The organism is Photorhabdus antumapuensis, from assembly GCF_020387775.1.
GTDB classification, from domain to species: domain Bacteria; phylum Pseudomonadota; class Gammaproteobacteria; order Enterobacterales; family Enterobacteriaceae; genus Photorhabdus; species Photorhabdus antumapuensis.
This window is the reverse complement of sequence record NZ_JAHZMK010000021.1, coordinates 90,142-113,299: the sequence shown is the minus strand read 5'-3', so window position 1 is coordinate 113,299 and position 23,158 is coordinate 90,142. Positions and strand designations below refer to the sequence as shown.

Sequence of the window (23,158 nt, the reverse complement as noted above, 5' to 3'; positions counted from 1 at the left end):
AGACCCGCTCAGTTAGGTGATTAGCCTGTTTGAGTGGGTAGTGCGGTATAAGGTAACCATGTAAATCGTGGTAAACCCCACAAGGACATAGGTACGACATATGAATGAAGCTCTTTTAGTTGTTTTCTTGCTGGTTGCTATCGGGCTGATTGCCTTGGTTATGCTGCAGCAGGGTAAAGGTGCTGATATGGGTGCTTCCTTTGGTGCGGGTGCCTCTGCAACGCTGTTTGGTTCATCGGGCTCTGGTAACTTTATGACCCGTATGACTGCGCTTTTTGCTACTCTGTTTTTCATTATTAGTTTGGTGCTTGGCAATATGACGAGTAACCAGACTGGTACAAGCAGTAAATGGGAAAACATTGGCGAGCCGGCTAAAGTCGAGAAGTCAACGGAGATTCCGGCGGTGCCAGCAGTACCAAATAGTGATATTCCGCAGTAATCGTCACAAGAAAGAATTAAGATGAGGTTGTTTAATCAGCGATAACCTCATAGTAGTGCCGAGGTGGTGAAATTGGTAGACACGCTACCTTGAGGTGGTAGTGCCCACACTAGGGCTTACGGGTTCAAGTCCCGTCCTCGGTACCATTATTCGGATAGCTTGCGTTTTGGCAGTTATCGGCGTAATATTTGCCACGTTTTCGAACGCGGGATGGAGCAGCATGGTAGCTCGTCGGGCTCATAACCCGAAGGTCGTCGGTTCAAATCCGGCTCCCGCAACCACTTCTTAAATTAAGATGCACCTTTTTGAACGAAATAATTCAGCAATATTTGAAATATTGATTCTGAGTTAAAGGGGCATGAAGTGAGTGGTTGAAGCCACTGGCAGCAAATAGGGTCCAGTTGCATAAAGCCCCGAATTTCGGGGTTTTTTGTTATTTGACAACAGAACTACTGGGCTAATTAGCCCTTTTTTTATGTCTTGGGGGTGGGCTTGTCCACATTAGAGCAAAAATTAACAGCGATGATTTCAGCACCAGTTGAAGCTTTAGGCTTTGAATTAGTCGGCTTGGAGTTTATTCGTGCACGTGTTTCTACACTGCGGATTTATATTGATAGTGAAAATGGTATCACTGTTGATGATTGTGCTGATGTTAGCCACCAGGTCAGTGCGGTATTGGATGTCGAAGATCCTATCTCAGTGCTTTATAACCTGGAAATTTCTTCGCCTGGCTTAGAGCGTCCATTGTTCACGGCTGAACATTACCAGCGTTTTATTGGTGAGGAAGTCAGTCTGGTTTTACGTATAGCAATGCAAAACCGTCGGAAATGGCTGGGCATTATCAAAACTGTCGACGGCGAAATGATCACGGTTACGGTGGATGGAAAAGATGAAGTGTTCGCACTGAGCAACATCCAGAAAGCGAACCTGGTACCCCACTTTTAAAGTTCGGATGAGGCAACTAGGATGAATAAAGAAATTCTGGCTGTTGTGGAAGCGGTTTCCAACGAAAAATCCCTTCCACGCGAAAAGATCTTCGAGGCGCTGGAAACAGCATTGGCCACAGCCACCAAGAAAAAATATGAACAAGAGATTGATGTTCGTGTCAGCATTGACCGTAAATCTGGTGATTTTGACACTTTCCGTCGTTGGTTAGTTGTTGAAGAAGTGACCCAGCCAACTCGTGAAATTACGCTGGATGCGGCTAGATTTGAAGAGCCTGAAATTGATGTGGGTAGCTATACCGAAGATCAAATTGAATCAGTCACATTTGATCGTATTACAACGCAAACCGCTAAACAGGTTATTGTACAGAAAGTACGTGAGGCTGAGCGCGCTATGGTTGTTGACCAGTTCCGCGAACAGCAAGGTGAGATCATCACCAGTGTGGTTAAGAAAGTCAATCGTGAGAATATCACTCTTGATTTAGGCAATAATGCTGAAGCAGTTATCCTTCGCGAAGACATGTTACCAAGGGAAAATTTCCGCCCAGGTGACCGCGTGCGTGGTGTGCTGTATGATGTTCGCCCTGAAGCACGAGGTGCGCAACTGTTTGTCAGTCGTTCCCGCCCGGAAATGCTGGTTGAACTGTTCCGTATTGAGGTTCCGGAAATTGGTGAGGAGCTAATTGAAATTAAAGCTGCTGCCCGCGATCCGGGATCTCGCGCTAAGATTGCAGTAAAAACGAATGACAAGCGTATCGATCCGGTAGGTGCTTGCGTTGGCATGCGTGGTGCACGAGTACAGGCTGTTTCCAGTGAACTGGGCGGCGAACGAATTGATATTGTACTGTGGGATGATAATCCTGCTCAGTTTGTCATTAATGCTATGGCTCCGGCTGATGTTGCATCTATTGTTGTCGACGAAGACAAGTGTACGATGGATGTTGCCGTTGAAAGCAACAACTTAGCACAGGCTATCGGCCGTAATGGTCAAAATGTGCGCTTGGCTGCGCAGTTGTTGAAAAAACACCGTGGTGATGACAAATGGGAATTAAATGTCATGACTGCTGAAGAGCTACAAGCAAAACATCAGGCAGAAGCTCATGCTTCTATTGATACATTCACTAAGCATCTCGATATTGATGAAGAATTCGCTACTGTTCTAGTCGAAGAAGGGTTCTCAACTCTGGAAGAATTGGCCTATGTACCAATTAAGGAACTTCTGGAAATTGAAGGTCTTGATGAGGAAACTATCGAAGTCCTGCGTGAACGTGCGAAAGCTGCTTTAACTACTCGGGAACTGGCTCAGAAAGAAAGCCTCAGTGATAAACAACCAACTGAAGAGTTGTTAAATCTGACTGGTATGAACCGTACTCTGGCATTTGACCTGGCTGCCCGTGGCATCTGTACGCTGGAAGATCTTGCCGAGCAGGGTATCGACGACCTATCTGATATTGAAGGTTTGAATGATGAGAAAACAGGCGAGCTCATCATGGCTGCCCGAAATATCTGTTGGTTTGGCGATGATGCGTAATAAACCGTAGCAGGAAGGAACAGCATGACAGATGTAACCGTAAAATCACTGGCAGAAGAGATACAGACTTCGGTTGATCGCCTGGTACAGCAATTTGCTGATGCAGGGATTAAAAAAACCGAAACTGATTTTGTCTCCCAGAAAGAAAAAGAAGCTTTACTGGCACATTTGAACCGCGAACAAGGTGGTTCAGCTGGTAAACCCGATAAATTAACATTGCAGCGTAAGACACGTAGTACGCTGAATGTTTCAGGCACCGATGGTAAAAGCAAACCGGTAGCCGTTGAGGTCCGCAAAAAGCGTACATATGTGAACCGTGATGCCGTTGAACAGGCTAAAGCGGAAGAGCAGGCGAAGCGTGAAGCGGAAGAGCAAGCACGGCGCGAAGCAGAAGAAAAAGTGCAACGCGAAGCCGAAGCAGCAGCGAAGAAACTCGCTGAAGAGCAGGCTAAACGTGAGGCAGAAGAAAAAGCCAAACGTGAAGCAGCTGATAAAGCTAAGCGCCAGGCAGCGGAAAATGAAAAAGTGACCAATCAACATACCGAACATAAACAGAAACCAGCCCAGACTGATAAAACAGCTCAAAGTGAAAAAGCACGTCGTGAAGCAGAAGCTGCCGATCTTAAGCGTAAAGCAGAAGAAGAGATGCGTCGTAAGGTAGAGGAAGAAGCTAAACGCGTTGCTGAGGAAGCTCGTCGTATGGCTGAAGAGAATCAGGATAAGTGGTCAAGTGATTCAGATTCCATTGATAGCGACGATTATCATGTCACTACCTCCCGTCATGCCCGTGCAGCAGAAGACGAAAATGATGCTAAAGTTGAAGGTGATCGTCGAGCCCGCAGTCGTAGTGGTAAGGCGACTCGCCAGAAGAAAAATAATAAACATTCTGAATCTAAAGCAGATCGTGAAGAAGCCCGTGCAGTTGGTCGTACAAAAGGTAAGCAACGTAAAACCAGTACATTGCAGCAAAGTTTCAATAAGCCTGTAGCTGCTGTTAACCGTGATGTTGTGATCGGTGAAACTATTACTGTTGCTGAATTGGCGAATAAAATGGCTGTCAAAGGTTCTCAGGTCATCAAAGCCATGATGAAAATGGGTGCAATGGCAACCATCAACCAGGTGATTGATCAGGAAACTGCACAGCTGGTTGCTGAAGAAATGGGTCATAAAGTTATCCTGCGTCGTGAGAATGAACTGGAAGAAGCGCTGATGAGCGACCGCGATACAGGTGAAGCTGTTGCTGAGTCGCGTGCGCCGGTTGTGACTATCATGGGTCACGTTGACCACGGTAAAACTTCTCTTCTGGATTACATTCGTTCTACGAAAGTTGCTTCTGGTGAGGCGGGTGGTATTACCCAGCATATCGGTGCTTACCATGTTGAAACTGAAAGTGGCATGATTACTTTCCTGGATACCCCAGGGCATGCTGCATTTACTTCAATGCGTGCACGCGGTGCAAAAGCTACCGACATCGTGGTCCTGGTTGTTGCTGCTGATGATGGCGTGATGCCTCAGACTATCGAAGCTATTCAGCATGCAAAAGCAGCGAATGTGCCTGTAGTTGTTGCGGTTAACAAGATCGACAAACCAGAAGCTGATCCGGATCGCGTAAAGAGTGAGCTTTCTCAGCACGGTATTCAGCCTGAAGAGTGGGGTGGTGAAACTCAGTTTATCAATGTATCTGCTAAAGCGGGTATTGGTATCGATGAATTGCTGGACGCAATCTTACTTCAAGCTGAAGTTCTTGAACTAAAAGCAGTTCGTTCTGGTATGGCAAGCGGCGTTGTTATCGAATCATTCTTGGATAAAGGTCGTGGCCCGGTTGCGACAGTGTTGGTTCAGGAAGGTACTTTGAACAAAGGTGATATCGTACTTTGTGGCTTTGAATATGGACGAGTTCGTGCAATGCGTGACGAGCTAGGTCGTGAAGTGTTCTCTGCGGGGCCATCTATTCCAGTGGAAATCCTTGGCCTATCCAACGTACCGGCGGCTGGTGATGAAGCAACTGTTGTACGTGATGAGAAGAAAGCTCGTGAAGTTGCTCTGTATCGTCAGGGTAAATTCCGTGAGGTCAAATTGGCTCGTCAGCAGAAATCTAAACTGGAAAACATGTTTGCTAACATGGAAGAAGGCGAAGTTTCTGAATTGAATATTGTTCTGAAATCTGACGTTCAAGGGTCATGTGAAGCGATCCGCGAAGCATTGGAACAATTGTCTACCAATGAAGTGAAAGTGAAAATCATCGGCTCTGGCGTAGGTGGTATTACTGAAACTGACGCTACATTGGCTGCTGCTTCTAATGCAATTATTCTGGGTTTCAACGTTCGTGCCGATGCTTCTGCACGCCGGGTTGTTGAAAATGAAAGCCTGGATCTGCGTTATTACTCCGTTATCTATAGCCTGATTGATGAAGTTAAACAGGCAATGAGTGGTATGCTGGCACCTGAATATAAACAGCAGATCATGGGCCTTGCAGAAGTTCGTGATGTGTTTAAGTCACCGAAATTCGGTGCGATTGCAGGTTGTATGGTGACTGAAGGGACCATTAAGCGAAATAACCCAATCCGCGTACTGCGTGATAACGTAGTGATTTACGAAGGTGAGCTGGAATCCCTGCGCCGCTTTAAAGATGACGTTAACGAAGTCCGTAACGGTATGGAATGTGGTATTGGCGTTAAGAACTACAACGACGTTCGCGTCGGAGATATGATAGAAGTATTTGAAATTATTGAAATTAAACGTTCTATCGCTTAATTCCTACCGCTGGTTAATTTCATTGTTGGGGGGCTTATGCCCCCCAAATGTCAGGAGATATAGCAATGGCAAGAGAATTCAGCCGTACTCAGCGCGTTGCACAGGAAATGCAAAAAGAGATTGCCATCATTTTACAGAGAGAAGTAAAAGATCCTCGGATTGGTATGGCAACTGTTTCTGGTGTTGAAGTTTCCCGTGATTTGGCTTACGCCAAAGTATTTGTTACCTTTCTGAATGTGTTGACTGAAGAACATGATTCCGATGTGGTGAAAAAAGGTATTAAGGCATTGAATGAAGCTTCTGGTTTTATTCGTTCTCTGCTGGGTAAAGCAATGCGTTTGCGTGTCGTACCAGAACTGACTTTCTCCTATGATAATTCCCTGGTAGAGGGGATGCGGATGTCCAATCTGGTCACTAATGTCGTGAAGAATGATGAACAGCGCCGGGTTTCTGTGGATCACAAAGAGGAGAAGTAATGGGGCGTCGTCGTCGCGGTCGTGATATACATGGCGTGTTGTTACTGGATAAGCCGCAGGATATTTCTTCTAATGATGCGTTGCAAAAAGTAAAACGTATTTTCAACGCCAACAAAGCTGGTCACACTGGTGCGTTGGATCCACTGGCAACGGGTATGCTACCGGTTTGCTTGGGTGAAGCGACGAAGTTTTCCCAGTTCTTACTGGATTCTGACAAGCGTTATCGGGTGATAGCCCGTCTTGGTCAGCGAACTGACACATCTGATTCACATGGGCAGATCATCAGTGAAAGAGCAATCCGGATAAATCAGGCTCAGCTTAATGAAGCTTTGGATAAATTCCGTGGTGATACCATGCAAATTCCTTCCATGTATTCTGCACTGAAATATCAGGGAAAGCCATTGTATGAGTATGCTCGTCAGGGGATTGAGGTAGAACGCGAAGCACGACCAATTACAGTCTATGAATTACAGTTTATCCGTTGGGAAGATGATGAACTGGAATTGGAAATATACTGTTCGAAAGGAACTTATATTCGCACTATTATTGATGACTTAGGTGAATTATTAGGCTGTGGTGCTCATGTTATTTATTTAAGACGTTTACAGGTAGCGAATTATCCAAATGATCGCATGGTGACATTTGAGCAATTATATGAATTGCAAAAGCAGGCCAAAGCTCAGGAAATACCTGTGGGCGAATTAATTGATTCATTACTATTACCAATGGATAGCGCAATTGCTCATTTCCCAGAGGTTAATTTGATTCCAGTAGTTGCGGCTTATTTTAAACAAGGCCAGGCGGTGCGCAGTGCTAAATCCCCAGCTCTAGTTGAAAGTATGGTACGTGTAACTGAAGGTGATGACCGGAAATTCATTGGCATTGCTGTTATCAATGATGATGGGCTTGTTGCTCCTCGCCGTTTGGTTGTTGAAAGCCGGGATTAGGGTATTTGGGGCTATCTTGCGCTTAACTTATTTGCAGCGTAGAATGGCGCAGCTATATGTTGGGTGGCTGAATTAGAGATCGGCACCCGTAATTTTAATTTATGTATTTTTGGAGTTGTAATATGTCTCTAAGTACTGAAGCAAAAGCGCAAATTATTGCTGAATTTGGTCGTGATGCGAATGACAGTGGTTCTAGTGAAGTGCAGATTGCTTTGCTGACTGCGCAGATTAACCACCTGCAAGGCCATTTTTCAGAGCACAAAAAAGATCACCATAGCCGTCGTGGTCTGCTGCGCATGGTTTCTCAGCGTCGTAAATTGCTGGACTATCTGAAGCGTAAAAATGTAACAAGTTACACCGCGCTGATTGGGCGTCTTGGCTTACGTCGCTAATCAAGCAAGTTTCAGTGGAAAGGGGCCATATATGGCCCCTTTTCTTCTGAGAAGTCATCATACGTAACAGCATAAGAATGCTGATGATGATTTTTGGGTAAGGCTCTTCGGTTACAGAGGTTCGCGCGGCTAATGAGAGTGCTTAAAGGAGTGAGAGCTGTCATTAGTCGCGAGGATGTGGCATGAAGAGATCATTCATTGTTGTCTGCTGAATATAAAAGACAACGTTAACGAAAGGATATTATTTTGCTGAATCCGATTGTTCGTAAATTTCAATATGGTCAACATACTGTTACTATCGAAACGGGTATGATGGCTCGTCAGGCCACGGCTGCTGTCATGGTCAATATGGATGACACTGCTGTATTCGTAACTGTTGTTGGTCAGAAAAAAGTAAAAGCTGGTCAGGATTTCTTCCCGCTGACTGTTAACTATCAGGAGCGTACTTACGCCGCAGGCCGTATCCCAGGCAGCTTCTTCCGTCGTGAAGGCCGCCCAGGAGAAGGCGAAACGTTGGTAGCACGTTTGATTGATCGCCCTCTGCGTCCTCTGTTTCCGGAAGGTTTCCTAAACGAAGTTCAGATTGTAGCGACTGTGGTTTCTGTCAATCCACAAATTAACCCGGATATCGTTGCAATGATTGGCGCTTCTGCTGTGCTGGCATTGTCTGGTATTCCATTTAATGGCCCGATTGGCGCTGCCCGCGTTGGTTATATTAATGATCAATACGTGCTGAACCCAACCAGTGATGAACTGAAAAACAGCAGTTTGGATCTGGTGGTTTCAGGTACTGCCGGTGCTGTTTTGATGGTGGAATCTGAAGCAGATCTGCTGACTGAAGAGCAAATGCTGGGTGCGGTAGTGTTCGGCCATGATCAACAACAAGTGGTTATTGATAACATTAATGCGTTGGCTGCGGAAGCAGGCAAAGAGAAATGGGATTGGGTGCCAGAACCTGTTAACCAGGCGTTGCATGATCGTGTAGCTGAATTGGCAGAAAGCCGTTTGGGTGATGCTTACCGTATCATTGAGAAACAGGAGCGTTATGCTCAGGTTGATGCTATCAAAGATGAAGTTACAGCTGCGCTGTTGGAACAGGATGAAACTTTGGAAGAAGCGGAAATCCATGAAATTCTGGGCAGCTTAGAGAAAAATGTTGTTCGTAGCCGTGTACTGCGCGGTGAACCACGTATTGATGGCCGCGAAAAAGATATGGTTCGTGCGTTGGACGTACGTACTGGTGTTCTGCCCCGTACTCACGGTTCCGCATTGTTTACCCGCGGTGAAACTCAGGCTCTGGTTACTGCGACTTTGGGTACAGAACGTGATGCACAGATCATTGATGAACTGATGGGCGAACGTACAGATCGCTTCTTGCTGCACTATAATTTCCCTCCATATTCTGTTGGCGAAACAGGTATGATGGGTTCACCAAAGCGTCGTGAAATTGGTCATGGCCGTTTGGCTAAACGTGGTGTATTGGCAGTCATGCCAAAAGCTAACGAGTTCCCATACACAGTTCGTGTAGTTTCTGAAATTACAGAATCTAACGGTTCATCTTCAATGGCATCTGTTTGTGGTGCATCTCTTGCGTTGATGGATGCAGGTGTGCCGATTAAAGCTGCTGTTGCTGGTATTGCAATGGGCTTGGTGAAACAAGGTGATAACTTTGTTGTTCTGTCTGATATTCTGGGTGACGAAGATCATCTGGGTGACATGGACTTTAAAGTAGCGGGTAGCTGTGAAGGTATCAGTGCGCTGCAAATGGATATCAAAATTGAAGGTATCACCCGTGAAATTATGCAAGTTGCGTTGAATCAGGCAAAAGGTGCACGTTTGCATATTCTGAGCGTGATGGAGCAGGCAATTACCACTCCACGTGATGATATTTCTCAATTTGCACCACGCATTCATACTATCAAGATCAACCCGGACAAGATCAAAGATGTTATCGGTAAAGGTGGTTCGGTTATCCGTGCACTGACTGAAGAGACCGGCACTACCATTGAGATCGAAGATGATGGCACGGTGAAAATTGCTGCAACTGATGGCGAAAAAGCAAAACATGCAATCAGACGTATTGAAGAAATTACCGCCGAGATCGAAGTTGGCCGTATTTACGCCGGTAAGGTAACCCGTATCGTTGATTTCGGCGCATTTGTGGCTATCGGTGGTGGTAAAGAAGGTCTGGTACATATTTCGCAGATTGCTGATAAGCGCGTTGAGAAAGTGGCTGACTATTTGCAGGTTGGTCAGGAAGTACCAGTTAAAGTACTGGAAATTGATCGCCAGGGTCGTGTTCGCCTGAGCATCAAAGAAGCGACAGCCGGCACAGCTGTTGAGGAAGCATCACCAGCACCACAATCAGCAGAATAAATTTGATGTCATAAACGGTGTCTTGTAAAAAAGCGCCGTTTAACAGACTCAGGGCAGGAGGCCCAATAAATGCAATAGGTGATAGGGCATTCTTAATCAATGTCTGACTTTGGGAGTAGGAAATGAATTTTTTTCTGCGCTGGTGTTATGCTGTAGCAATACTTATTTTGGCAGGATGCAGCAGCAAGGATTGGCGTAAAAACGAAGTTTTTGCTATTCCATTACAACCTTCATTGCAGCAGGAAGTTATTCTGGCCCGTATGGAACAGATTCTTGCGAGTCGATCATTGACAGAAGATGAGTACGCACAGCTTTTATATGAGAGGGGTGTGCTGTATGATAGTCTCGGGCTGAGAGCCTTGGCACGGAATGATTTTTCTATTGCCTTGTCTATTCGGCCTAATATTCCAGAGATTTTTAATTATCTGGGAATTTACTTTACGCAGGCTGGCAATTTTGATGCCGCCTATGAAGCGTTTGATTCTGTATTAGAGCTTGATCCAACTTACAATTACGCGCGTCTGAACCGTGGCATCGCGTTGTATTACGGTGGCCGGTATAAGTTAGCGCAGGATGATCTGCAGGCGTTTTATCAAGACGATCCAAATGATCCCTTCCGTTCGTTGTGGTTATACCTGGTGGAAAAAGAATTTTATCCTAAAGGAGCGATGGTAAACTTGTCGCAACATTACGAAAGAGCGAACCGGGGGCAATGGGGCTGGAATATAGTTGAATTCTATTTAGGCAAAATCAGTGAATATACATTGATGGATCGCCTGAAAGAGAATGCAACGGATAACACTTCGCTCGCTGAGCATCTCAGTGAAACTGACTTCTATTTAGGTAAACATTACCTAAGTCTGGGGGACAAGGATAGCGCTTCTGCGTTATTCAAGCTGACGGTGGCTAACAATGCACATAACTTTGTTGAGCACCGCTATGCATTGTTGGAATTGGCGCTGTTAGGCCAGGAACAAGACGACCTATCAGAATCGGACCAGCAATAGCTGACGAACATTTCGAGATCGATTTGCAAAGTCCATCATCTTGACCGATGAGGGCTTGTTTGTTCGTTTAATTACATACTTTGAGCCAGTTCACATTTTAAATGAAAATGACCGAAATTTTTTTCAATGCGTTATGTAGACTGGCCGCCATAACTAATGAGGCACCATTACATGACCACTGAAACTGAAATCTCCTTTGCTGATCTGGGTTTATCAGCACCTATTCTTTCTGCACTGGAAGATCTTGGCTATGAAAAGCCATCTCCAATCCAGCAACAATGTATCCCCCATTTATTAAATGGTCGTGATGTGCTGGGTATGGCACAGACCGGCAGTGGTAAAACGGCGGCATTCAGCCTGCCTTTATTGCATAACATCAATGCTGAGCTGAAAGCTCCGCAGATCCTTGTGTTGGCACCGACCCGTGAACTGGCGGTACAGGTAGCCGAAGCGTGCGCGGATTTTTCTAAACATATGCGTAATGTGAATGTTGTTGCACTGTATGGTGGGCAACGTTATGACGTTCAGTTACGTGCTTTACGTCAAGGGCCACAAATTGTTGTGGGTACACCAGGACGTCTTCTGGACCATCTGAAGCGTGGTACGTTGGATCTGTCTAACCTGAGCGGTTTAGTTTTGGATGAAGCAGACGAAATGCTGCGTATGGGCTTTATCGAAGATGTTGAAAACATCATGAGCCAGATCCCTGCTGAACATCAGACTGCGCTGTTCTCTGCAACGATGCCAGAAGCTATCCGTCGCATTACTCGCCGTTTTATGAACGATCCGCAAGAAGTGCGTATCCAGGCGAGTGTAACTACCCGTCCTGACATCAGCCAGAGTTACTGGTCTGTTTACGGTATGCGTAAAAATGAAGCGTTGGTGCGTTTCCTGGAAGCTGAAGATTTTGATGCTGCGATTATTTTCGTGCGTACTAAAAATGCAACGCTGGAAGTGGCAGAAGCACTGGAGCGTAGTGGCTACAATAGTGCGGCCCTGAACGGTGATATGAATCAGGCACTGCGTGAGCAGACACTGGAACGTCTGAAAGATGGTCGTTTGGATATTCTGATCGCAACGGATGTTGCAGCGCGTGGTCTGGATGTTGAGCGTATCAGTTTGGTTGTTAACTATGATATTCCAATGGATGCGGAATCTTATGTTCACCGTATTGGTCGTACAGGTCGTGCGGGACGTGCGGGACGTGCATTACTGTTTGTAGAAAACCGTGAACGCCGCCTGCTGCGTAACGTTGAACGTACAATGAAGTTGACTATCCCTGAAGTTGAACTGCCGAATGCCGAGTTGCTGAGTCAGCGCCGTCTGGAAAAATTCGCAGCCAATGTGCAACAACAATTGGAAAGCAGCGATTTGGAGCAGTACCGTGCTCTGTTGTCCAAATTGCAACCTGCGGAAGATCTGGATATAGAAACACTGGCAGCGGCGTTGTTGAAAATGGCACAAGGTGAGCGTCCGTTGATTCTGCCACCAGATCCGGTTCGCCGTCCTCGTCGCGAGTTCAACGAGCGTGATGATCGTCGTCGCAATGGTTCCGATGATCGTGGTGAGCGGGGTGAACAACGTGGTGATCGTCCTCGCCGTGAGCGCCGTGATGTTGGTGACATGGAGCTGTACCGGATTGAAGTGGGTCGTGACGATGGTGTTGAAGTTCGTCATATCGTTGGTGCGATTGCTAACGAAGGCGATATCAGCAGCCGTTATATTGGTAACATTAAACTGTTTGCAACTCATTCTACAATTGAGCTGCCAAAAGGTATGCCAGGCGACTTGTTGTCTCACTTTACCCGTACTCGTATTCTGAATAAACCAATGAATATGCAGTTAATGGGGGATGCGCAACCATTTGAACGTCGTGAACGCCGTGGTGGCCCACGTAACGGTAATAGTAATGGCAATGCTCCTCGCCGTGATCGTGAGAATTTCAACGGTGGTGGCCGTCGTTTCAGCGGTGAACGCCGTAGTGGAGAAGGTCGTGGTGGTGAAAGTCGCGGTGAAGGCCAAAACCGTAGCAATTTCCGTGGTCGTAGCGATGAGAATGGTTCATCTGCTCCACGCCGTCGTTATAACAACAGTAACGCGCAGTAATTAACTGATATTTGAATGATAAAATGGCTCCTTTTTATAGGAGCCGTTTTTGTTGTCAGTTCATTGCTTCAATTGCGGTATGATTCAGTTTTCTTGGGGATCAATTAAATCAATTACTTTGCCAATGATTTCATCGAGCAATTCAGCCTCTGCATCTGTAGCATATGTAGCTTTACTTCCTTCTAAATCCAGTGCTCTGATTTGGTGACATAATACGACGCCTGTAATTTCTCCAGAAAGTGTACTACGGCCATCAACCACAACTGTTGTACCTGATGAGCGTGGCTTGTTCTCACCTGTTGTTATTGGACAACAAATTGCAGTTCCTAAAGCTTTATTTAGTATAGTTTCAGTGATAACAATGAAGTAATCCTTTCCTTTTAATTCCTGGCCAGTCACTGGATTATGATCTACAAACCAGATTTCTCCGCGTCCTGGGAATTTTTTCCTTTTAATCATCATTGTATTCCTTACCAACTGCCGGAGTTTCGTTCCAGAATGCTACTGATTGATTTAGTACTTTTATTTCCTGAGGATCGATTTCTGTAAGAAGCTGGGATAGGGTTTTTCTCCCTCTCCGTTGTCTTTTAGCAGATATTATACTGAGGCATTCCCCTTGTTTATTTAGCTCTATTTCTGTACCGGGGTGCCAACCCAATGATTGAGCTATATCGCTGGGAATAGTTAATACAACAGCTCCGCCTTGCTTTCTCAATCGAGTCAATAATGTAGCCATAACCGTTCCTTAAAAATACGCATTATGTAGCACATTATAGCACAAATTAAATGTTCATTCATGTCTATAACAGTAAAAGCTGCTCTATACAAAAGGCAGCTTTTAATATGCAGAAAGAGATCAGTTACTCAGTACTTCAACCGGATTGTTTGCACTGCGTGCACGCCATAGTTTCAGCCATTGCATAATAGAAGAAACCATAATCACTACGCCGAGGATAACCATCACAATGGAGATAGTTCCGTTGAAGATGTTGAAACCTTTTGCTGCGGAGTTGAAATAGACATTTTTCACCATCCAGTAAGCAGCGTAGTTCACCGTAACGTACAGGTAAGCCAGCGGGATCAGGCAGGTTAACATATACCAGCGTTTTTCAGACAAGCGCAGGATAATTGTTGCACCAATCATTAGGCCGATAGATGCCATTAGTTGATTGGATACACCAAATAGAGCCCAAACTGAGTTGATATCACCGGAATTCAGCAGATAACCCCACAGTAAACAGGCAACGATACTGCAACCGACTGAGCCCGGTAACCAGTCGAGGCGTTTCAGTGGTGCCCAGATATCGCCCAGAAAATCTTGCAGCAGGTAACGGGCAACACGTGTACCAGAATCAACTGCTGTCAGGATAAACACCGCTTCGAACATGACGACGAACTGGAAGAAATAGGATGCCAATTGGCTGAACCAGGGAATACGGGTGAAGATATCCGCCATACCCACTGCCAGGGTTACTGCACCACCAGTACGGCCATATAGATCCAGGCCAATTTCCTGACTGAGTGTTGGCAGGTGGACAACATCCATACCCAGTGTGGCGAAGACTTCCGGGGCGGAGTTAATAGCGAAATAGTCGGCAGGATACAGGGAAGTGGCTGCAATCAGCGCCATTACGCCAACAACGCATTCTGCCAACATTGCGCCGAAGCCAACTGGCAGAATGTCACTCCATTTATCGATCTGTTTTGGTGTCGTACCAGAACCGATAAATGCGTGGAAGCCAGAAATTGCACCACAAGCGATAGTGATAGAGATAAACGGCCATACCGGTCCAGCCAGCACAGGGCCATTACCATGAATAAATTCAGTCACTGCCGGGAATTGGATTTCTGGGTTAATAAAGATGACTCCCACAACCAGCGCACCGAATACACCAATTTTCATAAAGCTGGAGAGATAGCCACGAGGAGTCAGCAGCATCCATACTGGCAGAGCGGTTGCAAAAAACGCATAGATTGGCAGTGCCATGCTGACAGTGGATGTACGCAGACTCAGCCATTCACCGAAAGCAGATTCCTGGATATAAGGGCCGATGAGCACACAGGCCATAATAGTGATAATGCCTACCCAGGTTGCTCCGCGCATATTGCCGGTAAAGCGTTCCCACAGGCCGACCCCGATGGCCACAGGAATGGTCATAAATACTGCAAACGTTCCCCAGGGGTTACGTTCTAATGCGTGAACCCCCACCATAGACAGACCTGCCATGGTAATCGTGATGATGAACAACATTGCAAGGCCGGTACACCAGCCCGCAACTGGGCCAAGTTCTGCTTTGGCAACTTCTGATAGGGATTTACCACGATGTTTCATTGAGGCGAATAAAACAACTGTATCGTGTACAGCACCGCCGATGACACAGCCGATTAACAGCCATAACATACTGGGCAGATAACCGTATTGAGCGGCTAATACTGGGCCAACCAGAGGTCCTGCGGCTGCGATTGCCGCGAAGTGGCTACCGAAATTCACCCATTTTTTTGTGGGCACATAATCTTTGCCGTCTTCCAGTAAATGCGAAGGAGTCACTTCACTGTCATCAGCTTTCAATACTTTCTTAACGAAGAATACGCCGTACAAACGGTAGCAGATAACCAGAATACACAACGTCGCAATAACAAATGTGAGAGCGTGCTGCATTTTTCTTCTCCTGAGGGCTATAATTTTTTACTCCTATCTTGTCACAGCTAAAGGAAGCTATCAGGAAGTGTCTGAATGAGTGGTTGTATGGCGGGTTAAGTGGTTAGATTCAGCAGGTAAGCGGTGAATCAAAATTCACTAACCTGCTGAAAGTGTGATGAATGTCATGATTATTTCAATCCTAGAGCCTCTTTCAATGGCTTCAAATAACGGCGGCTGACAGGAATAGTTTTACCATTGCGTAGAATCAGTTCGGCCTGTCCGTGAGCACCAAATAGGATTTCGCGCAGATGGGTCATATTGACCAAATATTGACGATGATTTCTCATCAATGGCGTACGGGTTTCCAGTGTGCGAAGTGTCAGTTCAGTAAATCCTTCCTGCCCATTGGTACACATAACATACACTCCACTTGGGCGGGAGGTGACATAAAGTATTTCATCCAGTTGAACAAGCCAGATTCGGCTGTGGCCGGTACATGGGATATATTTCAGCGGCTCTTCTGCTTTGAGGGTAGAAATATTTTGTTTTTGATGCCCTTGCCGTAATCGTTGTAACGTTTTGGTTAGACGATTTTTTTCCAGTGGTTTTAATAGATAATCAAATGCATGCTCTTCAAACGCTTGTATTGCATATTCATCAAATGCGGTCAGAAAAACAATGTAGGGACGATGTTCTGGATCGAGCATACCAACCATTTCTAATCCGGTGAGACGTGGCATTTGGATATCCAAAAATACAACATCGGGTTTTAGATGATATATGGCACCAATGGCTTCAACGGCATTGGCGCATTCGCCAATAATTTGAATATCATGTTCTTCTTCTAGCAAACAACGTAGGTTTTCCCGTGCGAGTGGTTCGTCATCAACAATTAATATATTCATATTCACACAGTTTTATTAGCCTCTTTGATGAGTGGTAAGCGTAAAATTACGCAGGTAAATTTTTCTGGCTGGCAATCTATTTGCACACCATAATTTTCACCATAGCGAAGTCGTAGTCGTTTATCTACCAGACTCATTCCTAGTCCATCCCCCATGGAAACCGATTTATAAAGACCAGCATTATCTTCTACTTCCAGTATCAACAATTGATTCTGCTGATGAGCACGAATAGTAACCTTACCAGTTTCTAATAACTGTGATGTGCCGTGTTTGATCGCATTTTCTACTATTGGCTGGAGAGAAAAAGCGGGTAATTTGGCGTGAAGCAGAGATTCCGGTAGTTCAATGCTGATTTGCAGATGTTCACGGAAACGCGCCTTCTCAATTTGTAAGTAAGCATTCACATGCTCTATTTCATCAGACAGCGTGACAACCTCTTCTGACCGTTTCAAGTTTTTACGGAAAAAGGTTGAGAGATATTGTACTAATTGACTTGCTTGATCGCTGTCCCGTCGGATCACTGCTTGCAGGGTATTTAAGGCATTAAATAAAAAGTGAGGATTCACTTGCGCATGAAGCAGCTTAATCTCTGATTGAAGTAGTGATTGTTTGTTACGTTCATATTGTCCTGCAAGGATTTGGGCAGATAACAGGCTGGCAATACCCTCCCCTAGGGGGCGATTGATTGAGCTGAACAGACGGTTTTTGGTTTCATAAAGTTTGATTGCGCCGATAACTTGCTGATTTTCTCCCTGTAGCGGAATAACCAGGGTGGAACCCAATTTGCAGGTTGGATTGATTGAACAACGGTAAGGTATTTCATTGCCATCGGCATAAACGACTTCATTATTTTCAATTGCTCGGCGGGATTGTTCTGAAGAAATAGGTGTTCCAGGAAGGTGATGATCTGAACCGATACCAATAAATGCTAGGAGTTTTTCTCTGTCTGTAATAGCAACTGCACCGATTTCCAGTTGTTGATAAATAACTTTTGCTACTTGCATACTGTTATTTTCATTAAATCCTTTTCGCAGAATACCCTCCGTATAGACAGCGATTTTCAGGGCCTGAGCAGAAAATGCACTGGTATATTTTTCAAATATTGCGCGCCGGTCAAGTAGGATGCGTATAAACATTGCTGCGCCAATACTATTGGTGACGATCATGGGGGCTGCGATATTTTTGACCAATGCTAATGTTTCACTGTATGGACGGGCGAGCAGAAGTAAAATGCCCATCTGTATTATTTCAGCACAAAACGTGACGATAGCGGCTGTCCAGGGATTAATCAGTCGGTTTATTTGACCACGTTTCGTCAGATAGTTGTGGATAATGCCACCGATTAAACCTTCAATAATGGTCGATATCATGCAACTGAAAGCCGTCATCCCACCAAGGGAGTAGCGGTGTAGTCCACCGGTTAATCCCACCAACGCGCCGACACCTGGCCCACCTAGAAGACCGCCAAGGACTGCACCAATAGCGCGGGTATTGGCAATGGAATCACCTACATGCAGTCCAAAATAAGTTCCCATAATACAGAAAATGGAAAAAGTGACATAACACAGCAAATTATGAGGTAAACGCACAGTGACTTGTAACAGTGGAATAAATAGCGGTGTTTTACTTAGTAGCCAGGCGATAACCAAATAAACACACATCTGTTGTAGTAATAACAACACAAGATTAAATTCGTACATAGACTTTCCGGGAGGATTTATGAATGTTATTAGTTTACAGAAACAGCTAATAATATTATTAAAAGTTTAGTTTAAGTAGGTTAATATTTGACAAGAATCATAAACCACTACACTATTATAAAGACTTATTCTTTCCGTCAGTGATTATACGTACAAATATATAAGAAATTTTCCGTGAAATAATACGAATATGCTATTAGTTTCAGGTTGAGCAATTTTGAGTGTGTAAGACATAATGAAAAAAACGACACTTTTTACGATCTTACTGGTTATCCTGCTCACAGCAATGGCTGTGTTATTTCGTTCTCATAACCAATATTTATTGTTACAGGGTGAAGTTGATGCGCCGGAAGTGATTGTGGCATCTAAAGCCAAAGGCCGGGTGATCGAGCGCCACGTCGAGCGGGGAGATGATGTCAAAACAGGTCAGCTCTTGATCACACTTGAAAGCCCTGAATTACTGGCTCAAGTTGCTTCATTGGAAGCTGTCCGTGATCAGGCTAAAGCGCAGTTAGAGCAATCTTTGCATGGTACGCGTGAAGAAAGTATCCGGAATCTGGAAGCGGGTTTAGCACAGGCTCAGGCTGAATATGATAATGCGGTACGTGAATATGATCGTATTCAGAACGTAGCATCTAAAGGTTATGTTTCTCGGAACGATCTAGATAATGCCCATAGAAATAGGGATGTTTCCTATCAGAAAATGCAGAGCGCAAAAGCGGCATTGGATGAAGGTATGCATGGTGACAGGATTGAACTGCGCCAGAAATATGCAGCAGCTTTACGTCAGGCTGAACAGCAACTGATTGAGTTACAAACCCAGAGTGATGATTTGCAGGTCAAAGCACCTGTCGCGGGGGAAGTTGGGCCGATTCCGGCAGAGGTTGGTGAACTATTTAATGCTAACAGCCCGCTGGTGACATTAGTTCGCGTACCGGAAGCCTATTTTATTTATAACTTGCGGGAAGACATTCTGGTGAAAGTGCGCAAAGGGGATAAAGTCAAACTCCGTGTTCCTGCGCTGGGTGATAAAGAGATCGAAGCAGAAATACGTTATATCGCCCCGATGGGAGATTACGCAACCAAACGCGCGACGCGTGCGACCGGTGATTTTGACCTGAGAACCTTTGAAGTGCGCTTGTATCCCTTACAGACTATTGAAGGTTTACGTCCTGGTATGAGCGCCTTGTGGCGTTGGGATAAATAGGTGACTTGCTGATGAGGGGCAAGGTTGCATGGCGTGGGTTCGAACGCGCTTTTAGTCAAGAGATTCGGGCTACGATCCGTAGTCCAGTTTTTCACTGGCTAAGTTGGTTGTTCCCTTTGATGCTGTTTGTGCTAATCAGCGCTAACTTTTCAGAAGGGACGTTGCTCAATCTGCCGGTATCAGTAGTGGATAATGATCATAGCCCGTTGTCACGTAGTCTGATCCGTAATCTGGATGGCGCTTCTCATGCGCAGATTAAATCCTACGATGGCGGATTGCATGAATCTCTTGAACGGCTTGGCGATGCTAAGGATTACTCTCTGCTTTATATCCCGAATGATTTTGAGGCTGATGCTCTCCGGGGGTACCAGCCAACCGTTCGTATGTATTACAACGCATTATTTTATGGTGCCGGAAGTTATTCTATTCAGGATTTCAGTGGAGTAATGGCGGAAATCAATGCGAAATACCGTTCCATATTGGCAACTGAGATGGGGCACCAGTTACCTCCGTTAGCCAATGTCACACTCGCTTATGACAGTCTTTTCAATGCTAGTGGTAGTTACATTTATTATCAGCAGTTTGCGGCCACTATCCATTTGTTACAGCTTTTTGTTGTGACTTGCACGATTTACAGTATGTCCCGCAGCAGTACGCTGATGACAATGAAACCGTTTACCTTCGCCCTGTTGGGAAAATTGATGCCTTATACCCTGTTTTTTACTCTGTTGTTGATTGTGGAGTTGGCGGCGCTGATTGGGGTATTTGATGCAAAAGTGAATGGTAATCCAATATATATGGTGGTAGTCGGTTTCTTCTATGTGATTGCCGCTCAAAGTATTGGCCTGTTGTTATTTACTTTCACCAATAGCGCACTGACAGCGTATAGCCTTATCGGGGTGCTGGTGAGTATTGCGATGACCTTTTCAGGTATGTCAGTACCCGAATTATCAATGATATTGCCGGCGCGAATAATTGCCAATCTTGAGCCTTTGACCCATGCCTTGAATGCGATGTTTGATATTTTTCTGCGTGAGGTTTCTTTACTGGGTATTTTATCTGTTTGTGCTTCGTTACTGATCTATCCGGTCGTTTGCTCCCTGCTGGTGCGTAACCGGTTATTGAAACGGCTTAGTCTGCCACAAGGTGGTGAATGATGCAGATGTATTGGCAGACTTTTCGCCGGGTATTAATGGGTATGCTGGAAAAACCCATGTGGATGTTGATGCTGGCTTCCCTGTGTCTGATGAGTTTGGTGTATGTCCGGCCAACAGTATGGGATCTGCCCGTTGCCGTGATCGATCAGGATCACAGCTTCGCCAGTCGTGCTTTAATGCGTCAGCTTAATTCCACGGCTAAAATTGCGGTCCACAGCTATGACAATCTGGCTGATGCCCGTCACGATCTGCTATTACGTGAAATTTTTGCGATCATCATCATACCGGCGGATCTGGAGAAAAATATCCTTAATGGAAAAAATATCACCTTCCCGATTTATGGAGATGCAACGAGTCGTCTTGCCAATGGGCAAATTCAGCAAGAGTTGACCTCTGCCCACCGGCAATTGCTGAGTGAATATAACAGCAAATTACTCCTGAAATATGGTTTCAGTCCTGAACAGGTAAAGCTACTACTGATGCCAATTCGTAGTGAAACTGTTGGGTTGTTCAACCCAGGAGTTAGCTTTGCTGCAATTACCTTTCCTGGTTTGTTGGTGATGTTGTTGCAACACTCTTTGCTAATATCTTGTGTGCGGGTCAGTATTTCGATGCGCAGTACACCGAAAGGTAAACCACCATTACCCGTCTATTTAGGTGCATTGTCGGCGTTATTACCAATCTGGCTTTTCCTCTCTATCATATTTTTCGTGCTTTGGCCGTGGGTATTGGGATACCGTCAGGAAGCGTCTATTCCGCTGTTATTAATGCTGACTTTCCTGTTTATGTTGTCGGTGTTTGGATTGGGGAAGCTGGTGACAGAATGCATGCGTAGTGTGGAAATGATCTATCTGACGCTCGCCCTTAGCACAACGCCTGTGTTCTACATTTCCGGCACAATCTGGCCGGTACAGGCGATGCCTGATTGGGTGAGGGCAATCTCTTCCGCCTTACCATCCACTTGGGCGACAAAAGCGATTGCAGGTGTTAACCAGATGGGGCTGCCGTTACAGAATGTACTGGGAGATATCGCCATGATGCTGATCCTTGGCGTGGTTTATACGCTGCTGGGGATTCTGATCGGGAGGGTGCGTCATCGGATGGGGACTAATCTGTCGCGTTAAATCAAACCGTAGAAAAGGCAATGCGACTGGACGGGTTAAAACAGGGTAAAGCAAGTTTAAATTGGTATATTTAAGGTATCATGGTTTTTTATGGAAATTTTTATTTTCGATGATTTAATTGGTTTATGAAAAAGTTTATTCCCGGTTGAAAACGTTATTAAATCCTGTTCCTTTTGGAAAATATATTGCCTGATTAACCTATTTAAATTACAGTCTCTTTTAACAGTTTTTTTTACCACTTTTAATGTCTGTTTTTTGTAAGTTTAATCATCATGGGATATCGTGTTTCCAGACAGTAAATTAACTTGATAATGTAAAGATACCCTTTTATGTTTTTTCGGATAATCAACTCTTTGTTCAAGGCTTAAATCCTGCCGGATTAACCATGTTATCCTTTTTTATTGTGTTATTTTTATAGCTTTATTCGTAAAATAATAGAGATAAAGCATCTGAGTATGATCCTGTTCAGATAATATTTTTTTGCGTGATGATTTGTTTTTAATTCTCTATTAATGGTTAATGGACTTCGATTAAATGCAATTAACTGCCTCTCTAAAAAGTGTATTTATTGAGTTAGATTTGCCTTGTATATAAAAGTTTTAATATCTCTTTATTCGCGTTTTTAAATATTCATGGTAGGTTAGATAAATGTAAAAATAAACTAAGGATAGCATCGAATTTTTCATCTATTTTAAAAATATTTAATCACTTGTTTTTATCTTTATTAATTAAAGTTTTCACCTGTTTTTTCATAATACGCTTACTTTTCTTTCTGGATTTTAAAACCACGTTGGTAGGTAAAAAACGGCTTTTCTTAACTGCTATATATCGGCTTCATTGGCGTAAACGAAGTTTTTGGCTTTGGGGTTGAATTCCAGGGTTGGAATAATGTTTACTTTTATTGATTCTGTATGTATACGGTAGTTAACCTTAGCCAAGGTGCGAGAGACATTCCATTCCAGACCCTTCTGTTCACTTTCTTCTCGTTTAAGTCGCTGGAATTCTTTTAGGAGATAGAGTTTAAATTCAGCGCTGATCCAGGACGCAAATTCAAAGGCTATATCTTGATGTGCATAGGTTCCGCCATATCTCCCAGCTTTCGATATGATCCCGATCGCATTGGTTGCTGTGATCCAGCGTTTTGGTGTGAGAGAGAAACTGTTTGCTCCAGCTTCATTTTTAAACCCATCGAATTCGATGGAATTAAAATCCTGATTATGCAGTTGTTCCCAAAGACCAATAAATTCAATGGTGCTGCGATTTCTCATCCAGTTTTGTAAGATGTAATCGCTTCGTTCCCCATCTTTGTATTTAGCGATGTCAGATAGAGATAGGTAATCATCCTGTTTGTCGGAGAATACGGACACCGTTACACCCCGAACATCTATTTTCTGTGCCATGAGCCTTTTTTTCATCTTTTTGACGTGTCAATTAAATGAAAGTTTAAGTGAC

General features: G+C 44.6%; 20 protein-coding genes and 2 tRNA genes. 16 read left to right on the top strand and 6 right to left on the bottom strand.

Features of this window, described 5'->3' with window-relative positions:
* The first annotated feature begins 100 nt into the window (after window positions 1-100).
* The 13 genes from secG (at window position 101) to KZ793_RS08590 (ending at window position 12,972) form a co-directional block, all read left to right on the top strand.
* Entirely contained in the window at window positions 101-439 is a 339-nt protein-coding gene (gene secG, locus KZ793_RS08650) for a preprotein translocase subunit SecG (RefSeq protein ID WP_225814977.1), read from the top strand.
* 57 nt (window positions 440-496) lie between these two features.
* Window positions 497-585 (top strand) — tRNA-Leu (locus KZ793_RS08645).
* A 58-nt stretch (window positions 586-643) separates the two neighbouring features.
* Window positions 644-720 (top strand) — tRNA-Met (locus tag KZ793_RS08640).
* A 211-nt stretch (window positions 721-931) separates the two neighbouring features.
* Entirely contained in the window at window positions 932-1,384 is a 453-nt protein-coding gene (rimP, locus tag KZ793_RS08635; protein ID WP_023043415.1) for a ribosome maturation factor RimP, read from the top strand.
* 21 nt (window positions 1,385-1,405) lie between these two features.
* A complete protein-coding gene (nusA, locus tag KZ793_RS08630) occupies window positions 1,406-2,914 on the top strand; it encodes a transcription termination factor NusA (RefSeq protein ID WP_225814976.1) in 1,509 nt (502 codons plus the stop codon).
* Window positions 2,915-2,938: 24 nt separating this feature from the next.
* On the top strand, window positions 2,939-5,668 hold the full coding sequence (gene infB, locus KZ793_RS08625; protein WP_225814975.1) for a translation initiation factor IF-2: 2,730 nt from the start codon (window positions 2,939-2,941) through the stop codon (window positions 5,666-5,668).
* A gap of 65 nt (window positions 5,669-5,733) precedes the next feature.
* Window positions 5,734-6,144, top strand: coding sequence for a 30S ribosome-binding factor RbfA (gene rbfA / locus KZ793_RS08620; protein WP_118984596.1), 411 nt, complete (start codon window positions 5,734-5,736; stop codon window positions 6,142-6,144).
* Complete coding sequence (gene truB, locus KZ793_RS08615; protein ID WP_225814974.1) at window positions 6,144-7,091, top strand: tRNA pseudouridine(55) synthase TruB; 948 nt, start codon at window positions 6,144-6,146, stop codon at window positions 7,089-7,091. The genes rbfA and truB overlap by 1 nt, the downstream gene beginning before the upstream one ends.
* Before the next feature lie 122 nt (window positions 7,092-7,213).
* Window positions 7,214-7,483, top strand: coding sequence for a 30S ribosomal protein S15 (gene rpsO, locus KZ793_RS08610; RefSeq protein ID WP_015836102.1), 270 nt, complete (start codon window positions 7,214-7,216; stop codon window positions 7,481-7,483).
* Window positions 7,484-7,729: 246 nt separating this feature from the next.
* Complete coding sequence (gene pnp / locus KZ793_RS08605; RefSeq protein ID WP_225814973.1) at window positions 7,730-9,859, top strand: polyribonucleotide nucleotidyltransferase; 2,130 nt, start codon at window positions 7,730-7,732, stop codon at window positions 9,857-9,859.
* A 122-nt stretch (window positions 9,860-9,981) separates the two neighbouring features.
* Window positions 9,982-10,866: a lipoprotein NlpI gene (gene nlpI / locus KZ793_RS08600; protein WP_021323312.1), complete on the top strand. Its 885-nt coding sequence runs from the start codon at window positions 9,982-9,984 to the stop codon at window positions 10,864-10,866.
* Between the two features lie 101 nt (window positions 10,867-10,967).
* Complete coding sequence (gene yrbN, locus KZ793_RS22850; RefSeq protein ID WP_110742800.1) at window positions 10,968-11,048, top strand: protein YrbN; 81 nt, start codon at window positions 10,968-10,970, stop codon at window positions 11,046-11,048.
* Window positions 11,038-12,972: a DEAD/DEAH family ATP-dependent RNA helicase gene (locus KZ793_RS08590; protein WP_225814972.1), complete on the top strand. Its 1,935-nt coding sequence runs from the start codon at window positions 11,038-11,040 to the stop codon at window positions 12,970-12,972. Before yrbN ends, KZ793_RS08590 begins: the two co-directional genes overlap by 11 nt.
* A gap of 84 nt (window positions 12,973-13,056) precedes the next feature.
* Here KZ793_RS08590 and KZ793_RS08585 read toward each other — a convergent pair whose 3' ends face one another.
* The 5 genes from KZ793_RS08585 to KZ793_RS08565 all read right to left on the bottom strand — a co-directional run bounded on the left by KZ793_RS08585 (window position 13,057) and on the right by KZ793_RS08565 (window position 18,218).
* On the bottom strand, window positions 13,057-13,434 hold the full coding sequence (locus tag KZ793_RS08585) for a type II toxin-antitoxin system PemK/MazF family toxin (RefSeq protein ID WP_225814971.1): 378 nt from the start codon (window positions 13,432-13,434) through the stop codon (window positions 13,057-13,059).
* Window positions 13,424-13,708, bottom strand: coding sequence for an AbrB/MazE/SpoVT family DNA-binding domain-containing protein (locus tag KZ793_RS08580; protein WP_225814970.1), 285 nt, complete (start codon window positions 13,706-13,708; stop codon window positions 13,424-13,426). Before KZ793_RS08580 ends, KZ793_RS08585 begins: the two co-directional genes overlap by 11 nt.
* 120 nt (window positions 13,709-13,828) lie before the next feature.
* Entirely contained in the window at window positions 13,829-15,631 is a 1,803-nt protein-coding gene (locus KZ793_RS08575) for a carbon starvation CstA family protein (RefSeq protein WP_225814969.1), read from the bottom strand.
* Between the two features lie 170 nt (window positions 15,632-15,801).
* The gene (gene btsR / locus KZ793_RS08570; RefSeq protein ID WP_225814968.1) at window positions 15,802-16,518 is read right to left on the bottom strand and encodes a two-component system response regulator BtsR; all 717 of its coding nucleotides are present in this window, start codon (window positions 16,516-16,518) and stop codon (window positions 15,802-15,804) included.
* Between the two features lie 2 nt (window positions 16,519-16,520).
* Window positions 16,521-18,218, bottom strand: coding sequence for a sensor histidine kinase (locus KZ793_RS08565; protein WP_225814967.1), 1,698 nt, complete (start codon window positions 18,216-18,218; stop codon window positions 16,521-16,523).
* Between the two features lie 235 nt (window positions 18,219-18,453).
* On the opposite strand from KZ793_RS08565, the gene KZ793_RS08560 reads away from it, so the two are divergent.
* From KZ793_RS08560 to KZ793_RS08550, 3 genes are read left to right on the top strand one after another with little or no spacing between them, the layout of a single operon-like run.
* Complete coding sequence (locus tag KZ793_RS08560; protein ID WP_225814966.1) at window positions 18,454-19,425, top strand: HlyD family secretion protein; 972 nt, start codon at window positions 18,454-18,456, stop codon at window positions 19,423-19,425.
* Window positions 19,426-19,436: 11 nt separating this feature from the next.
* On the top strand, window positions 19,437-20,582 hold the full coding sequence (locus KZ793_RS08555) for an ABC transporter permease (RefSeq protein WP_225814965.1): 1,146 nt from the start codon (window positions 19,437-19,439) through the stop codon (window positions 20,580-20,582).
* The gene (locus KZ793_RS08550; protein WP_225815068.1) at window positions 20,582-21,706 is read left to right on the top strand and encodes an ABC transporter permease; all 1,125 of its coding nucleotides are present in this window, start codon (window positions 20,582-20,584) and stop codon (window positions 21,704-21,706) included. Before KZ793_RS08555 ends, KZ793_RS08550 begins: the two co-directional genes overlap by 1 nt.
* An 821-nt stretch (window positions 21,707-22,527) precedes the next feature.
* Here the strand turns inward: KZ793_RS08550 and KZ793_RS08545 are convergent.
* The gene (locus tag KZ793_RS08545; RefSeq protein ID WP_225814964.1) at window positions 22,528-23,106 is read right to left on the bottom strand and encodes a KilA-N domain-containing protein; all 579 of its coding nucleotides are present in this window, start codon (window positions 23,104-23,106) and stop codon (window positions 22,528-22,530) included.
* Between the last annotated feature and the right edge of the window lie 52 nt (window positions 23,107-23,158).

Coding starts and splice junctions, on each gene's coding strand:
- KZ793_RS08560 (WP_225814966.1), top strand. CDS start 18,454: ATGAAAAAAACGACACTTTTTACGATCTTACTGGTTATCCTGCTCACA.
- nlpI (WP_021323312.1), top strand. CDS start 9,982: ATGAATTTTTTTCTGCGCTGGTGTTATGCTGTAGCAATACTTATTTTG.
- KZ793_RS08590 (WP_225814972.1), top strand. CDS start 11,038: ATGACCACTGAAACTGAAATCTCCTTTGCTGATCTGGGTTTATCAGCA.
- truB (WP_225814974.1), top strand. CDS start 6,144: ATGGGGCGTCGTCGTCGCGGTCGTGATATACATGGCGTGTTGTTACTG.
- KZ793_RS08555 (WP_225814965.1), top strand. CDS start 19,437: ATGAGGGGCAAGGTTGCATGGCGTGGGTTCGAACGCGCTTTTAGTCAA.
- secG (WP_225814977.1), top strand. CDS start 101: ATGAATGAAGCTCTTTTAGTTGTTTTCTTGCTGGTTGCTATCGGGCTG.
- nusA (WP_225814976.1), top strand. CDS start 1,406: ATGAATAAAGAAATTCTGGCTGTTGTGGAAGCGGTTTCCAACGAAAAA.
- KZ793_RS08585 (WP_225814971.1), bottom strand. CDS start 13,434: ATGATGATTAAAAGGAAAAAATTCCCAGGACGCGGAGAAATCTGGTTT.
- KZ793_RS08550 (WP_225815068.1), top strand. CDS start 20,582: ATGCAGATGTATTGGCAGACTTTTCGCCGGGTATTAATGGGTATGCTG.
- KZ793_RS08575 (WP_225814969.1), bottom strand. CDS start 15,631: ATGCAGCACGCTCTCACATTTGTTATTGCGACGTTGTGTATTCTGGTT.
- KZ793_RS08580 (WP_225814970.1), bottom strand. CDS start 13,708: ATGGCTACATTATTGACTCGATTGAGAAAGCAAGGCGGAGCTGTTGTA.
- KZ793_RS08545 (WP_225814964.1), bottom strand. CDS start 23,106: ATGGCACAGAAAATAGATGTTCGGGGTGTAACGGTGTCCGTATTCTCC.
- yrbN (WP_110742800.1), top strand. CDS start 10,968: ATGAAAATGACCGAAATTTTTTTCAATGCGTTATGTAGACTGGCCGCC.
- KZ793_RS08565 (WP_225814967.1), bottom strand. CDS start 18,218: ATGTACGAATTTAATCTTGTGTTGTTATTACTACAACAGATGTGTGTT.
- rbfA (WP_118984596.1), top strand. CDS start 5,734: ATGGCAAGAGAATTCAGCCGTACTCAGCGCGTTGCACAGGAAATGCAA.
- rpsO (WP_015836102.1), top strand. CDS start 7,214: ATGTCTCTAAGTACTGAAGCAAAAGCGCAAATTATTGCTGAATTTGGT.
- btsR (WP_225814968.1), bottom strand. CDS start 16,518: ATGAATATATTAATTGTTGATGACGAACCACTCGCACGGGAAAACCTA.
- infB (WP_225814975.1), top strand. CDS start 2,939: ATGACAGATGTAACCGTAAAATCACTGGCAGAAGAGATACAGACTTCG.